Annotated in this window: 12 protein-coding genes; all 12 read left to right on the top strand. The window is 44.0% G+C overall.

From position 1 onward, the window contains the following. Positions 1-134: 134 nt before the first annotated feature. Positions 135-1,745, top strand: a complete 1,611-nt coding sequence (rimO, locus tag JMX94_RS11035; protein WP_201565394.1) for a 30S ribosomal protein S12 methylthiotransferase RimO — start codon at positions 135-137, stop codon at positions 1,743-1,745. 243 nt (positions 1,746-1,988) lie between these two features. Beyond that, a complete protein-coding gene (gene pyrH / locus JMX94_RS11030) occupies positions 1,989-2,714 on the top strand; it encodes a UMP kinase (protein ID WP_149489717.1) in 726 nt (241 codons plus the stop codon). Between the two features lie 142 nt (positions 2,715-2,856). Then, on the top strand, positions 2,857-3,411 hold the full coding sequence (gene frr / locus JMX94_RS11025; RefSeq protein WP_201565416.1) for a ribosome recycling factor: 555 nt from the start codon (positions 2,857-2,859) through the stop codon (positions 3,409-3,411). Between the two features lie 317 nt (positions 3,412-3,728). After that, on the top strand, positions 3,729-4,487 hold the full coding sequence (uppS, locus tag JMX94_RS11020; protein WP_201565393.1) for a polyprenyl diphosphate synthase: 759 nt from the start codon (positions 3,729-3,731) through the stop codon (positions 4,485-4,487). Positions 4,488-4,684: 197 nt separating this feature from the next. Next, positions 4,685-5,494, top strand: coding sequence for a phosphatidate cytidylyltransferase (locus tag JMX94_RS11015; protein ID WP_201565392.1), 810 nt, complete (start codon positions 4,685-4,687; stop codon positions 5,492-5,494). 167 nt (positions 5,495-5,661) lie between these two features. Beyond that, positions 5,662-6,870 (top strand): 1-deoxy-D-xylulose-5-phosphate reductoisomerase, encoded by a 1,209-nt coding sequence (gene ispC, locus JMX94_RS11010; RefSeq protein WP_201565391.1) that lies wholly within the window; start codon positions 5,662-5,664, stop codon positions 6,868-6,870. A 148-nt stretch (positions 6,871-7,018) separates the two neighbouring features. Next, positions 7,019-8,395: an RIP metalloprotease RseP gene (rseP, locus tag JMX94_RS11005; protein WP_201565390.1), complete on the top strand. Its 1,377-nt coding sequence runs from the start codon at positions 7,019-7,021 to the stop codon at positions 8,393-8,395. Between the two features lie 263 nt (positions 8,396-8,658). Further along, the gene (gene bamA / locus JMX94_RS11000) at positions 8,659-11,085 is read left to right on the top strand and encodes an outer membrane protein assembly factor BamA (RefSeq protein ID WP_201565389.1); all 2,427 of its coding nucleotides are present in this window, start codon (positions 8,659-8,661) and stop codon (positions 11,083-11,085) included. 185 nt (positions 11,086-11,270) lie between these two features. Further along, positions 11,271-12,287, top strand: coding sequence for a UDP-3-O-(3-hydroxymyristoyl)glucosamine N-acyltransferase (gene lpxD / locus JMX94_RS10995; protein ID WP_201565388.1), 1,017 nt, complete (start codon positions 11,271-11,273; stop codon positions 12,285-12,287). Positions 12,288-12,441: 154 nt separating this feature from the next. After that, the gene (gene fabZ / locus JMX94_RS10990; RefSeq protein ID WP_227670482.1) at positions 12,442-12,951 is read left to right on the top strand and encodes a 3-hydroxyacyl-ACP dehydratase FabZ; all 510 of its coding nucleotides are present in this window, start codon (positions 12,442-12,444) and stop codon (positions 12,949-12,951) included. A gap of 220 nt (positions 12,952-13,171) precedes the next feature. Then, positions 13,172-13,951, top strand: a complete 780-nt coding sequence (gene lpxA / locus JMX94_RS10985; RefSeq protein ID WP_201565387.1) for an acyl-ACP--UDP-N-acetylglucosamine O-acyltransferase — start codon at positions 13,172-13,174, stop codon at positions 13,949-13,951. A 369-nt stretch (positions 13,952-14,320) separates the two neighbouring features. Further along, the gene (locus tag JMX94_RS10980) at positions 14,321-15,673 is read left to right on the top strand and encodes a sodium-dependent transporter (RefSeq protein ID WP_201565386.1); all 1,353 of its coding nucleotides are present in this window, start codon (positions 14,321-14,323) and stop codon (positions 15,671-15,673) included. Positions 15,674-15,740 lie beyond the last annotated feature (67 nt).

Raw genomic sequence — 15,740 nt, 5'->3', positions numbered from 1 at the left:
GAGTGCTGCCTAGAGTAAAGAGATGCTCGATATAATATTTAACCATAAATCAACACTATAGAGCGGCAAAACTGGCGGTTTTTGCAAAAAAAACGTACAATGCGCACAGCCATTTTTCTCTAGCAAGGTCAGCCATGCCCAATATTTCTACCGAGTCCGTTAATACGACTATAGCCCCTTCACAGCCAGCTTCTACATCTTCAGCTTCTATGCCAAAAGACACTGCCACTATTTTTAATCCTGCTAAGCCGACGGCAACGCCCGCGCAAAGCTCGACGGACAGTGTTCAACCTTATCACCATAAAGCCAATCACAATCAAAACCGTAGCATTGAGCAAAGTAGCGATGTGGTTGCAGCGGCATCAGCTAAAGCGACAGCAGCGACTATCAATGCGCCAGTGAACGCCGCGCCAAAGATTGGCTTTGTGTCATTAGGTTGCCCAAAAGCCTTGGTCGATAGTGAGCGCATTATCACAGAGCTCAGCCGTGATGGTTATCAAGTTGCCAGTGATTATGAAGGCGCAGACTTGGTCGTGGTCAATACTTGCGGCTTTATTGAGTCGGCAGTGCAAGAGTCACTTGACGCCATCGGTGAAGCGATTAGCAAAAACGGTAAAGTTATCGTGACAGGTTGCTTAGGTAAAGAAGCGGAAAAAATCCGTGAAATGCATCCAGCTGTGCTAGCCGTGACCGGTGCGCATGCTTATGATGAAGTGATTACGGCGGTATCGCAGCATGTGCCCAAGCCAAATCGCAGTCAGGATGCAAACTACGATCCAAAAATAGATTTGATTAATGAGGCGGGCATCAAATTAACCCCAAGCCATTATGCGTATCTAAAAATATCGGAAGGCTGTAACCATCGGTGTACCTTTTGCATTATTCCAAGCTTACGTGGCGATTTGGTCTCGCGTCCAATTGATAGCGTGATGAATGAAGCTTTGGCGCTAAAAAACGCTGGCGTGAAAGAGTTGCTTATTATCTCGCAAGATACTTCCGCTTATGGACTGGACTTAAAATATAGAACCAGTTTTTGGAATGGTATGCCGCTTAAGTCAAAATTTTATGACTTATGCCAAGCATTAAATGACTTGGGTATTTGGGTGCGCCTGCATTATGTTTATCCATATCCGCATGTGGATAAAGTCGTTGAGCTAATGGGCGAGAAGAAGCTGCTGCCTTATCTTGATATTCCATTCCAGCATGCCAGCCATCGCATCCTAAAAGCGATGAAGCGTCCGGCACATAGTGAAAACACCTTGGCGCGCATTAAAGCATGGCGTGAGATTTGCCCTGATATCGTTATTCGCTCAACCTTTGTGGTTGGTTTTCCTGGTGAGACGGAAGAAGACTTTCAATGCCTGCTTGATTGGTTGGTCGAGGCGCGCCTTGATCGCGTTGGCGCTTTTACTTATTCAGAAGTCGAAGGTGCGGTCGCCAATGACTTGCCAAATCATGTGCCTGCAGACGTTAAGCAAGAGCGCTATGAGCGTTTAATGACGCTACAACAGGATATCTCAGCACAAAAACTACAAGAAAAAGTCGGTAAAACTTTAATGGTATTGGTCGATGAGATTGATAGTGAAGAGGGCATTGCGATTTGCCGTAGCTACGCTGATGCACCAGAGATTGATGGTCACGTCTACGTTGATGATATCACGGCGCAAGTCAAAGTCGGACAGTTCCTAACCGTCACGATCGATGACGCGAGCGAGTATGATTTGTTTGCCAGTTACAAAGGCTAGTTAGCTATAAGGCTGATTAGTGATAATAGCTGATTAGTCACTACAATATACGAGTGAAAATTGCCCAATAGCGGGCAGTTTTTGCTACAATTAGCGCAATTTAGCCTTTTTACCCGTTTGTCATCAATCATGGTGCTTTTTATAGTGCTTCGGGTTATGGCAGGTCGGGTAAATCTAACGGCAAACTCTATTGGTGTTTTACCGCTCATTTTAATTATAATTTAATGCTAACAAGGTGACCTCATGTCTGACAAAAACCCGCGTTACTCTCGTATCTTGCTGAAACTCTCTGGTGAAGCCTTAGCCGGTGGTAAAGAGATGGGGATTGATACCGAAGTGCTCGATAAGATGAGCTTGTCTATCGCCCACTTGCGCGGACTTGGGGTACAAGTCGGTATCGTCGTTGGCGGTGGTAACTTATACCGCGGCGCCCAGCTACAAAAAGAAGGCTTGGTCGGCCGCGTCACTGGTGACCAAATGGGCATGCTTGCCACTGTCATGAATGGTTTGGCGATGCGTGATGCGCTTGAGCGTCGTAATATTAAAACGCGTTTGATGTCAGCATTGCCAATCGGCGAAGTCACTGAAAGCTATAGTAGTCGTAATGCCATTCGTTATCTCAAAAACGGCGAAGTTTGTATTTTTGTCGCTGGTACTGGTAACCCTTTCTTTACCACCGATACTGCCGCTTGCTTACGTGGTATTGAAATCGAGGCGGGCTTAATTCTAAAAGCGACCAAGGTTGATGGCGTTTACGATAAAGACCCAAGCTTACATGCTGATGCCAAAAAATATGATGGCTTAACCTTTGATGAAGTGCTCGAGCAAAAACTTGGTGTAATGGATTTAACAGCAATCGCCTTATGCCGTGAGCACAATGTACCGCTGCAAGTGTTTGATATGACCAAGCCTAACGCATTATTAAACGTTATTATGGGCGAAAATGAAGGCACGCGCGTTTATCATTAAGCTTAAGCGTAGGCTTTATCATTGATATGAGCATGAAATCACTGATGTGGTGAGCAGCAATCTTTGAATAAGATTTATACCTAACAGCTTTATACCTAACAATAATGACTGCTTTATCGATAGCGATAAATAAGGATACATGATGATTAATGAGATTAAGAAAGACGGCGAAGCACGTATGGCAAAGACGCTAGAGGCGCTTGAAAGCACCTTTAGTAAAGTACGTACTGGTCGAGCCCATCCAGGTATGCTATCTGGTGTGATGGTTAGCTACTACGGCGCAGATACGCCATTGAATCAAGTGGCAAGCGTCAACGTCGAAGATTCGCGCACGCTATTGGTGCAGCCATTTGAGCGTACTATGGTACAAGCGATTGATAAAGCCATTCGCGAAGCAGACTTGGGCTTAAACCCGATGACAGCTGACGTGATTCGTGTGCCGATGCCAGCGTTGACCGAAGACACGCGCCGCGATATGCAAAAGCTTGCTCGTAGCGAAGCTGAAAACAGCCGCGTTTCTATCCGTAATATCCGCCGTGATATGATGAATGATATTAAAGAGTTGGCAAAAGAGAAAGAAATCTCAGAAGATGATGAGCGCCGCGCCAGTGATGATATTCAAAAAATCACTGACAAGTATATTGAAACGATTGATAGCCGCTTAAGCAAAAAAGAAAGCGACTTGATGGAAGTGTAGGAAAGAAGCGTTGTCTTTTTATTTAGTTAGTTAAAGACAATGCACTTTCGTCAAAGATAATTCGTTGTCCATATTCTTTCTCTAAAAAAACAGCCAATATTGAATAATGATTGGCTGTTTATTGCCGTATCAGAATGATTGTCGTATAAGAAATTAAGCTTTTATTTTGCTATAAGTTCTATATCCAAGCCTTTTCGTCGTTTTTTAATACACTTAGGTTTTTTAGTAGATATAAGGCAAATAGGCAATAATTTTTTGCAAGACTGTCATTTAGTTCGATTACCATTACTTTATCCAAACCACAAGCAAGTTAGCCTATGTCTACTCCAGATGCTTTATCTCCCGCTCTTCTTCCGCGTCATATCGCTGTCATCATGGATGGCAATAATCGTTACGGTAAAATCAATCATTTAGGCAAAGGTCAGGGGCATATCGCTGGTAAAGATGCACTAGATCCTATTGTCGAATACTGTGTCAGTACTGGCATTGAAGTCCTAACTGTATTTGCTTTTTCTAGTGAGAATTGGCAACGTCCACCGAGTGAGGTGGCATTGTTGATGCAACTGTTGAGCCTAACCATCAATGAGCAAATGCCACGTATGCTCAAATATCGCATTCGCTTGCGTTTTATTGGTGATCGCAGTCAGCTTAGTGAAGATTTGCAAGTATTGATGGCAGATGCTGAAGCAAAAACAGCTGATTTTACAGCCATGACTTTAGTCATCGCTATTAGTTATGGCGGTCAGTGGGATATAGCGCATGCCGCCAAACAGTTGGCACAGCAAGTAGAAGCAGGCAAGCTGCGCGCAGAAGACGTTAATAAAGAGATGCTTGGTGAATATGTACAATTAGCCGATGCGCCAGCGGTCGATATGTTGATACGCACGGGCGGCGAATACCGTCTGTCGAACTTCTTGTTGTGGCAATCTGCCTATGCTGAATTGTTCTTTACCCAAACACTATGGCCGGACTTTAAAGTAGCAGAGCTGGCCGCGATGATAGCCGAATTCGCCCAACGTCAACGCCGCTTTGGCAAAACGAGCGAACAAGTGGTGATAGAGCAACAAATTCATTAAGAAGGGCGCGGGCAATAGCGACTGTAAAAATGATAGGTTAAGAAGTTCTAGTAATTTGAATTACACTTGTTTGGTCAATGATAAGCTGCTTTAATGAGCGTTAATCATAATTGATGGACTATTATGGTTCACTGTTATAGTTCATAATTATGATGCATTTTGACCAAACATTCTTCGTTATATAAGGCTCGATAAGTATGTGGCAACGAATTAAGACGGCAATTGTTCTCGTTATTATCGTTGGTATTGCAATGTTTGCGAGCCAAACCCCTATTTTATTTGCGCCGCTGCTAGCGATTGGCGTCATTATCGCCGCCCACGAGTGGACGAAGCTGATGCCGAAATGGCAGCAGCCTGCGTTATTTGTGCTCTTAGTGTTAGCACTGACCATCGTCTCGCTGATGTTTAAGGTCACTTGGCTATTTTGGTGGGTGGCGTCTCTGGTTATTTGGCTGATGGCATTGTCTTGGGTGCGGGTATTTCCGACTCATACCAACTGGTACGGTAAGAAATTAGCATTGATGGGTGCGGTGATATTGACCGCCGCCATTACCGCTATGTTCTACTTATGGCAGCTATCAGCATGGTGGCTGCTGTATGTGTTCTTGCTGGTCTGGTGTGCCGATAGTGGCGCTTACTTTGTTGGGCGTAAGCTCGGTCGCCGCAAGATGGCACCAAATGTTTCCCCCAATAAAAGTATGGAAGGACTGGCAGGCGGTTTAGTCACAGGCTTGCTTGTGGTCATCGTCATTAGTGTCTTTAAACTACAATTGACTGGCGTACCATTAATCGCTTTTGTGACACTGTCGGCGTTAACAATTTTAGCGTCCGTACTGGGTGATTTGTTTGAGTCGATGCTCAAGCGCCGTGCTGATGTCAAAGACTCTGGAACGATTTTACCGGGGCATGGCGGGGTTCTTGACCGCATTGATTCGTTATTGTCTGCCAGACCGATATTTGCACTGGGCTTTTGGGCAATACGGCAGCTTGGTTTAATTGTCGTATAACAATAAGTAGTCCAAAAGTAAAAAAGTAGTCCAAAAATAAAAAGCTATCAGGCTAAAAATATAAAAAGAAGTAAGGCTCACGTATTTGGTAGCGACTAAGCTGCCTATTATTAGGTCTTATGACTTATATTTATTTCTCATTTAATTTCACCGTATTATAGGCACCGATGGTTATGACCCAACGCATCGCCGTACTAGGCGCGACAGGCTCGATTGGCGATAGCACGTTAGCAATTTTAGCGGCGCAACCACAGAACTATGAAGTTTATGCCTTATCAGGCTACCACCGTTTAGATAAGTTATTGGCACTCTGCCAGCAGTTTTTGCCCAAACGCGTCAGTGTGCCGACAGCAGCGGTCGATGATTTCGCTCAGCGTCTTAGCGCAGTAGGTTTAAATATCGATGTGGTCGGCGGTGAAATAGGGCTGGTCGATATTGCAACCGATACGCAAACTGATACCGTCGTCGCTGCTATCGTAGGCGCAGCCGGTCTGCCTTCTACCTTAGCTGCCGCACGCGCAGGTAAGCGCATTTTATTGGCCAATAAAGAAGCCTTGGTCATGGCAGGGAAAGTCATGATTAATGCGGTTAAAACGCATCATGCGACCTTGTTGCCTTTAGATTCAGAACACAACGCCATTTTTCAATGTTTGCCATTAGCAATTCAGCAAGACAATACCCAAGTCCATCAGCCAAATCATGGGGTGCGTAAATTATGGTTGACGGCATCTGGCGGACCATTTCTGCAACAGTCATTTGAGCAGATGCAGCAAGCTAGTGTTGCTGAAGCGGTGAAACATCCGAATTGGTCGATGGGGCAAAAAATATCCGTCGACTCGGCAACGATGATGAATAAAGGGCTTGAGCTGATTGAAGCTTGCCATTTATTTGATCTGCCAGAAAATAAGATAAATGTGGTCATTCACCCACAAAGTATTATTCACTCAATGGTAGAATATAGCGATGGCAGCTTTTTAGCGCAGCTAGGCAGTCCCGATATGAAGACGCCAATCGCCCACGCGCTAAGTTACCCTGACCGTATCGATAGCGGCTCGCAGCCATTGGATTTATTTGCCTTAAGCGGCTTAGAGTTTATTGAGCCTGACTTGCAAAAATTTGCCTGTTTGCGTTTGGCAAGACAGGCGATGCAAGCGGGTACACAGGCCACGATTGTGCTAAACGCTGCCAATGAGATTGCGGTTGCGGCATTTTTAAACGGGCAGATTCGCCTCACCGATATTGCGGATATTAATGCGCAGGCACTGGACGAGATACAAGTATCGGTATTAGATGAGACTGCCGATATTGAGGATATTTTAGTTATCGATAAAATAGCGCGTCAACATACTGATACGCTAGTCGCAAAGTTGGCCTAAACCTATAAAAATTAGCTACTTGATAAGTTCTATTAAAAAATGATATCGACAGATGATGCTAAAAAGTACGCCAAGAAATGATAGTAATAAACGATGTTAAGAGACAATACTACGAGCTAATACTAAGAGCTAATACTGAGAAAAGATCATGACGTTTTTATTAACGCTGCTTGCGGCAATATTTGTCTTAGGTCCGCTCATCGCCTTACATGAGTGGGGTCATTACATCGTGGCGCGTCTTTGCGGCGTTAAAGTGCTGACCTATTCTATCGGCTTTGGCCCAAAACTCTTTGGTTGGACCAGTAAAAAGAGCGGTATTGATTATCGCATCTCGGCACTGCCGCTTGGTGGTTATGTCAAAATGCTCGATGAGCGTGAAGGCGAGGTGGCCGCCGATGAGCAGCATCTAGCCTTTAATCGTCAACATCCGCTGAAGAAAATTGCGATTGTTGCCGCTGGCCCTATCATGAACTTTGTCATCGCTATTGCGCTATTTTGGGTGTTGTTTATGACCCCATCAGAGCAACTAGCGACAAAGATAGGGCAAGTATTACCCGACACGCCAGCAGCGATGGCACAGTTGCCCGTTGGTGATAAAATCGTTGCAATCGATGGTCATGAGGTGCAAACGTGGGAAGGTATTAACTATCGTTTGGCGGGGCGTATGGGTGAAACGGATAATGTCAGCATCACCTTGCAGTCTGATGCAGAAGGTAATAATGGGACCAAAACTTATCAAGCACCGATTAAAGAGTTTATGCAAGGCGATGCGCAAGGCAAAGATGCGTTATCAAGCTTTGGTATGATACCGTGGCAACCAAACATCGCACCAATCGTTGGCGATTTAACGCCCGATGGCGCTGCCAGTCGCCAAGGCTTAGAGGTTGGTGACCGCATTACGGCCATTAACGGTGAAGAGATTAGTGATTGGATCAGTGCCACGCGTATCATTCGTGATAGCCCTGAGACTTTGCTGAGTTTCACCGTACTGCGTGATGGCAAGCCGGTACAATTATCCATTATGCCGCAAGGTAAAAAAGACAATTTAGGTAACGATTACGGGCAAATTGGTGCTATGGTGGCACAGTCTGAAATTGTGATTCCTGATGCCTATAAGACCACCGTCGTTTACGGTCCTGGCGAGTCATTGGTGAAGTCATTTGAGAAGACGGAGCAGTTAGCAGTTATGACGGTGAGCTCAATGGGCAAGATGCTGTCTGGCATGATAGGTTTAGAGAATTTATCAGGTCCCATTACCATTGCAAAAGTTGCCAAACAAAGCTTTGATATTAGCTGGCAGATGGTATTATCTACAGCAGCTTTGATCAGTTTAAGCCTTGCCGTATTAAATCTTTTACCCATTCCAGTATTAGATGGTGGACATATTGTCTATTACGTTATTGAGCTGATACGTGGTAAACCACTCTCTGAAGGCGTGCAAATGGTTGGACTTAATATCGGTTTACTCTTGCTGGCAGGTTTCATGGTGTTAGCAATTGGTAATGATATCAGTCGGCTATTTTGACAAAGGATGCTGTCGCTTGGCAAGTAAGCCGCGATAGGCTAATGGTTGCGCCCTTATCAAGCACTGATGATTGATGCGATACGGTGTTTATTTCATAATGCCACCACTGTACTAATTTTATTTTTTAGTTTATTTTATGATGCGTTTTATATAAAGTGTCCTGAGTCTCCCACGCTGAAGTTTACGACTTTATGCGAAATGGGCTAGACAACACGTGCTTTTTACCTTAACTTAAGCAAGTTTTTTATTGACGGATAGTGTTTATGCGTACGCCTTTATTTATGAGCGCGGCTGGGTTGCCGTTAGTTGTAGCGATGATGAGTATGCCCGTTCAGGCTGCAGAATTTGTAGTGACTGACATTGGTTTCAATGGTCTACAACGCCTAACTCCTGATAGTCTCTATCCAGTTTTACCTATTACGGTGGGTGATACGGTTAATGATAGTAATTTGGCTGCCAGTATTAAGGCGCTATATGCGACTGAAAACTTCGCCGATATCCAAAGCCGTGTCGAAGGTGGCAAGCTGCGCTTTGATGTCGTCGAGCGTCCTATCATTGCTGAAGTCAACTTTGAAGGCAATAAACTCATCCCAAAAGAAGGGCTTGAACAAGGGCTTGGTAATGCAGGCTTGTCTGTCGGTGATGTGCTGAAACAAGCCACGTTGCAAGGCGTTGCCAACGAGCTACAGCAGCAATATATCAGTCAAGGTTATTACAATAGCAATATCGAAGTCGATCAAACGTTATTAGATGGCAATCGCGTAAAACTGGATGTGCGCTTTGTTGAAGGCAAGCCTGCTAAAGTCGTCGATATCAATATTATTGGTAATAAACACTTTAGTGATGAGCAGATAAAAGACGTTTTTGCGGTAAAAGAGTCGTCATGGACGCGTCTGTTGTCTAAGTCTGATCGCTATGCCAAAGAAAAACTGGCGGCCAGTTTAGAGAATCTAAAAGCGCTTTATCAAAATGATGGCTATGTGCGCTTTTCAGTAGACAATGCCGTCCTTAATATCAGCGAAGATAAAAGCAGTGTGTTTATCGAAGTCAGCTTAAGTGAAGGCGAGCAATATCAGTTTGGTGACGTGAACTTCTTAGGTAAGCCAACCTTTGAAAATAATGAGCTAAAAGAGCTGGTTACTTTTGCACCCAATGAAAAATACTCACAAGCTAAGCTGGATGCTACGACGGCCGCACTTAAGAGTCGTTATGGTAATGAAGGCTATTATTTAGCCCAAATCAGACCGGTCCCGCGTATCAATGATGAGACTAAAGTAGTCGATGTCGATTACTATATTGATCCTGCGCGTCCTATCTATGTTCGCCGTATCAACTTCACGGGTAATATAAAAACCCAAGATGAAGTACTGCGCCGTGAAATGCGTCAGTTAGAAGGTGCTCTTGCCTCTAGTGATAAGATTCAACTATCACGTACACGCTTGATGCGTACCGGTTTCTTTAAAGGCGTCAATGTCGATGTGAAGCCAGTGCCTAATCAGCCAGACCAAGTCGATGTGAATTATACGGTTGAAGAGCAGCCTTCTGGTAGCTCAACGATTGCTGCGGGTTACTCGCAAAGTGGTGGTGTCACGTTCCAGTTAGACTTGACCCAAAACAACTTTATGGGTACTGGTAACCGTGTAAAAGCGGCGCTATCACGTTCTGAGACGCGTGACTCTTATAGCTTGGGTTATACCGATCCTTACTTTACAGAAAACGGTGTATCGCAAGGTATCAGTGCTTATTATCGTGAAACAAAGTACGATGACAGAAATGTCAGTAACTATGTCACCGATGCTTATGGTGCCACCCTGAACTATAGTTATCCTGTTGATGAAACCAAACGCGTGAGTGCGGGCTTGAACGTTGATAATACGACCGTACGTGGTGGTAGCCGCCTTGGCGTCTCAAACGTGCAGCAAATTATTGACGATGGTGGTACGTTTGAGAAATATAATAATGATGACAACGAATTCTCTGGTCGTACCGGTTTTAAAAATGAATATCAAAGCTATAACTTACTATTTGGCTGGGATTACAGCACGTTAGATCGTCCAGTATTTCCAAATAAAGGCATGAGCCATACGGTCGATGCGACCATTGGTCTTGGTGATGCCAGTTATCAGAAATTGGTTTATCGCGGCAATATTTATCAACCTATCTATAAAGATTGGGTGGCGCGCGGTTACACTAAGCTTGGTTATGGTAATGATTTGCCATTCTATGAAAACTTCTATGCCGGTGGTTATGGTTCGGTACGTGGCTATGAAGCGTCAACGCTTGGGCCTAAATCGCAAAGCTACTATGATGCTGTTAGTGATAAACCAGGCTCATTGAAACCAGAAGAGATTGGTGGTAATGCGTTGGTTAGCTTTGGTACAGAACTGATTTTACCAATGCCATTTAAAGGTGATTGGGCAGATCAGGTACGTCCGGTACTGTTTGCTGAAGGCGGTCAGGTATTTGATACGACAGATAAAGAAGATCGTACCTTTATCGATCCGGCTACTGAAAAAGATACCGGTGTACCATTATTAACCCAAGATAATAAGATGCGTTTTAGTGCTGGTTTAGGTGTCACTTGGTATACGCCAATTGGTCCGATTTCTCTCAGTTATGCAGTGCCGATCGGTGACAAAGAAGGTGATGAAACTGAAAAAGTTCAGTTCCAAATTGGTAATACTTTTTAATACCATGAAGCCATGTAACGATAATCCATGTAACATAAGTCATGTAACGATGTTTAATTGCTTTAGTTTATGCAGATAAGTAAATTAATAGACAATTAGATTTTAGCAGGTCGCCAAGATGATATCTCACCTTGGCGACCATCTTATTCATACCCATACTAACAGCCACTATACTAATAATAATTATGATAACGATTGAGCAACTCATCACTCGGATTGAGCAGCGTCAGCCTGTTCTTAACAAGGGCGAACTTAGCGCTGCACAATTATGTCTAAATTTAGACGGTGTTGGTAATTTAACGACCGCCAATCCGCAGCAATTAAGTTTCTTAGCCAATCTGCATTACCTTCCTAGCTTAGCAAACAGTCAGGCAGGGGCAGTGCTGACCACGGCAGAACATCATGATAAAGTTGCTAAAACTGCCGTTGCATTAGTCGTTGCTGCGCCTTATTTGGCTTATGCCAGCGCCAGTCAACTTTTTGCTCATCAGCCATCGAAAAGCGGTATTCATCCTAGCGCTGTAATAGCCGAAAGCGCAGTAATTGGTAATGAGGTGACTATTGGACCTTTTTGTGTCATTGGCGAACAGGTGCAAGTTGGTAGTCGTAGTGTGCTTGATGCACATGTGGTTATCGAAGCAAATACCACGATTGGCAGCGATTGTGTGCTCAAATCGCAAGTGGTCATCGGACACGATTGTGTACTTGGTAATCATGTAAGATTGCACGCTGGAGTTAGCGTAGGGGCTGAAGGTTTCGGCTTTGCCCCTACGAGCAACCCTAGTACTACTGGTTGGGAGCGTATTGCTCAGCTAGGACGTGTGGTGATTGGCAATCATGTGCGGATTGGTAGCCAAACCTGTATCGATCGCGGCGCTATTGATGATACGGTAATTGGCAATCATGTTATTATTGACAACCTTGTACAAGTTGCCCATAACGTGCGTATCGGTGATGGTACCGCCATCGCGGCGCAAACTGGTATCGCAGGTAGTACGACGATTGGCAAGCGCTGCATTATAGGGGGCGCTGTTGGCATTACCGGTCACATTGATATTACTGATGATGTGACATTGTCTGGCATGACCATGGTGACCAAATCTATTACAAAGTCGGGCTCGTACTCTTCTGGAACAGCCGCCATGCCAACTGCCAATTGGCGGCGTGCAGCGGTACGTTTTCGCCAGCTTGGTCGTGACTAATCCAGCATGACCGGTACAGCATAACTATTACAGCGTGATTAGTACCTGACAATGAATGCTTAATTAACACGACAATCAATTATTTATAAAGTTTAAAAACACAGCAACGCTTAAAGACAAAGTAAAGCTTAGCATATAGCAAGGAAGCCCCATTATGAGCATAACTGATATTGATAGACCTACTGATGAAGACATCAAAAGTTTAGCGGAACAAGGTTTAACATTACCCTTAACCTACCATACCCTAAAGCATTATCTGCCGCATCGTTATCCATTTATGCTGGTCGATAGAGTAATATCTTGTACCCCTGGTGAATGTATTACCGGTATCAAAAATGTGACCATTAATGAAGAGTTTTTTAATGGGCATTTTCCTGATGAGCCGATTATGCCAGGTGTCTTGATGGTTGAGTCGATGGCGCAGGTATCCGGTGTTCTTGGTTTTATCAGCGCCGGTTTGACGGCAGAAGACGGTTATCTGTATCTGTTTGCCGGGGTGGATAAAGTGCGTTTTAAGCGCCGTGTTATCCCTGGTGACCAGCTGATTATCCGTGCCAAAACCGTGATGCAAAAGCAGGGTATTTATAAGTTTGATTGTACCGTCCACGTCGAAGATGAGCTTGCTGCTAGCGCTCAGATTATGATTGCACGTCAGGAACAATAAAGTATTTCTATAGACGTTGCGCAGCGGGTCGGTGAGATTGTTTAGACCTGCTGGCTGCCGCGAATAGTAAAGATTAGCGTTATATTTATATTTTAGACAGAATAATAGTTTTAAACACAGTGTTTTTTAAACAGAGCTGGTATTAGGGTGATTATTAACGCTAAACTGTCTGTATTTGTTTTACCATTTACTCGCATCAGATGATACAAAGGCCCTCATTATGAGTCAGATCCATCCAACAGCACTCATCTCACCGTCCGCTAAGATTGATGAAACTGCCACCATTGGTCCTTATTGTATTGTCGGTGATGAAGTTTCCATTGGCGCCCATACGGTTTTACATCGTCATGTGGTCGTGGCACGACTGACGCGTATCGGTGCGTACAATCAGTTTTATCAGTTTGCCAGCATCGGTGAAGACCCACAAGATTTGAAATACGCTGGTGAGCGTACGTGGCTTGAGATTGGCGATCATAATACCATTCGTGAGGCCTGTAGCTTACACCGTGGTACTGAACAAGATGGCGGCTTGACCAAGATTGGCAATCATAATCTTTTGATGGTCAATACCCATATTGCCCATGATTGCCTAATTGGCGACCATAATGTGTTGGCCAATAACGTTGGCATTGCAGGCCATGTGACCATCGGAAATCATACGATTATCGGTGGTAATTCCGGTATTCATCAGTTTTGTACCGTTGATGATTATAGCTTGGTGGGTGGCGCAAGTCTTATTCTAAAGGACGTGGCTGCTTTTACTATGGTATCTGGCAATCCTGCGAAAGCACATGGTCTAAATGTCGAAGGTATGCGCCGTAAAGACTGGTCTAAAGAGACGATTGATGTCTTGCGTCAAGCATACCGTACTGTCTATCGTTCAGGCTTAACGACGGCTCAAGCGCTAGAGATTTTGAAAGAAGAGCTGTTACCACAAGAACCAAAAATTGCATTGCTAATCGATTCGCTGCAAAAAAGTCGCCGCGGCGTTGTGCGTTAATATCATTGAACTAAATATATAAACAGTCGCTAGAAGCAATAGCTAAAACCAATATCAAGCAGCCATATATAAAAAATGCTGCAAATTACGTCTTAGATATAAGCCTGAAACCACTAAACTCTTGTAAGTTGTTCTTAGAAATATAAAAAGCCATAACTATTAGTTATGGCTTTTTATATTTATCGCTACTTGACTTTTTTGGTTGCTTAGCAGAAACTGAGCGTTTACGATATTGTAAACAATTCTTTCATAATGTTGCTAGACGTGTCACATTGACCCGTTAATTAAATTACCGCATAAAATAGTGGGTGATTTATAATAATCAAGGAAGATTATAAGTAGCATTAATTGAGGCATGAGGAAGGCAAAATGGCTATTAATAAACAAGAACATGCTCAGTGGAGCTCAAGTTTTGGCTTCGTACTGGCAGCAGTAGGATCGGCAGTTGGTTTAGGAAATATCTGGAAGTTTCCCTATATGGTTGGGGAGAGCGGTGGTTCAGCTTTTGTTATCGCCTATTTATTTTGTCTTGCCCTTATTGGTTTTCCAATTTTGGTTGCAGAATGGTTGATTGGTCGCCGCGGGCAAAAAAACCCTATCAATACGTTTTCTGATGTCGCGGCAAGCGAAGGCAAATCACGCAGTTGGGGTATTGTTGGTGCGACCGGTATCTTAGGTGGTTTTTTAATTCTATCGTTTTATAGTGTCATCGGTGGTTGGGCGCTTAATTATATTACCAAAGTTGGTTCAGGAAGCTTTGCGGGTCAAGATAGTGACTCTGTCGCTGCAACCTTTGATGCGATGTTGGCGTCAGCGGGCACCTTAACTATTTGGCATACGGTTTTCATGGTCATTACCGCCTTGATTGTTGGTGTGGGTGTGACGAAGGGTATTGAAAACACCGCTAAAGTTCTCATGCCATTATTGGGTGTGATTTTATTCGTTATCGTCGGTTATAACGTCATGAACGGCGGTTTTGGCGAAGCGGTTAATTATCTTTTTGCTCCAGACCTTAGTAAGTTAAATGCCGACGTCATGCTAGCGGCACTTGGACATGCTTTCTTTACGCTGTCTATCGGTATGGGTATTATGGTAGCTTATGGCTCTTATCTGGGTCGTGATGTCAATCTATTAAGCACCGCGCGTACGGTGGTAATTTTAGATACCGTGATTGCCTTGGCTGCTGGTTTGGCCATTTTCCCAATCATCTTTAACAATGGTCTTGATCCTGCTTCAGGCCCTGGTCTTATCTTTGTCAGTCTGCCAATCGCGTTTGGTAGCATGGGTGCTGGTGCCGTCATTGGTACATTGTTCTTCTTATTAATTACCTTTGCCGCCGTGACGTCATCAATCTCGTTACTTGAGCCAACGGTTGAGCTTTTAGAAGAGCGTACGCCAATGAGCCGTACGGTATCGACCATCGTGGCCAGTATTGCGGTTTGGTTACTAGGTATCGCAGCCTTGTTGTCATTCAACTTATGGTCTGATTTTACCATTATGGGTAATGGTATTTTTGATGTGCTAGACAAACTGACCAGTAAATTCATGTTGCCTTTGACCGGTCTTGCGGCGATTATCTTTGTCGGTTGGCAAATGGATCAGCGCAGCATCCAGCAAGAGCTTGGATTGTCGAATTTCACTTGGCAGTTATGGCAAATCGTTGCTAAATTCATTGCACCTATCGCGGTAATCATCGTTTTTGTGACTACTTTAATGAGCTAATGGATAGACTTTCTCTTACTTATTAATAGTTAGTATTTCAGGTAATAAAAATTCCAGCTAAACAAAA

It is taken from the genome of Psychrobacter sp. CMS30, assembly GCF_904846565.1.
GTDB classification, from domain to species: domain Bacteria; phylum Pseudomonadota; class Gammaproteobacteria; order Pseudomonadales; family Moraxellaceae; genus Psychrobacter; species Psychrobacter maritimus.
Note: the sequence above shows the minus strand (reverse complement) of the source record. Positions and strands in the feature narration are given on the sequence as shown.

Coding starts and splice junctions, on each gene's coding strand:
- rimO (WP_201565394.1), top strand. CDS start 135: ATGCCCAATATTTCTACCGAGTCCGTTAATACGACTATAGCCCCTTCA.
- pyrH (WP_149489717.1), top strand. CDS start 1,989: ATGTCTGACAAAAACCCGCGTTACTCTCGTATCTTGCTGAAACTCTCT.
- frr (WP_201565416.1), top strand. CDS start 2,857: ATGATTAATGAGATTAAGAAAGACGGCGAAGCACGTATGGCAAAGACG.
- uppS (WP_201565393.1), top strand. CDS start 3,729: ATGTCTACTCCAGATGCTTTATCTCCCGCTCTTCTTCCGCGTCATATC.
- JMX94_RS11015 (WP_201565392.1), top strand. CDS start 4,685: ATGTGGCAACGAATTAAGACGGCAATTGTTCTCGTTATTATCGTTGGT.
- ispC (WP_201565391.1), top strand. CDS start 5,662: ATGGTTATGACCCAACGCATCGCCGTACTAGGCGCGACAGGCTCGATT.
- rseP (WP_201565390.1), top strand. CDS start 7,019: ATGACGTTTTTATTAACGCTGCTTGCGGCAATATTTGTCTTAGGTCCG.
- bamA (WP_201565389.1), top strand. CDS start 8,659: ATGCGTACGCCTTTATTTATGAGCGCGGCTGGGTTGCCGTTAGTTGTA.
- lpxD (WP_201565388.1), top strand. CDS start 11,271: ATGATAACGATTGAGCAACTCATCACTCGGATTGAGCAGCGTCAGCCT.
- fabZ (WP_227670482.1), top strand. CDS start 12,442: ATGAGCATAACTGATATTGATAGACCTACTGATGAAGACATCAAAAGT.
- lpxA (WP_201565387.1), top strand. CDS start 13,172: ATGAGTCAGATCCATCCAACAGCACTCATCTCACCGTCCGCTAAGATT.
- JMX94_RS10980 (WP_201565386.1), top strand. CDS start 14,321: ATGGCTATTAATAAACAAGAACATGCTCAGTGGAGCTCAAGTTTTGGC.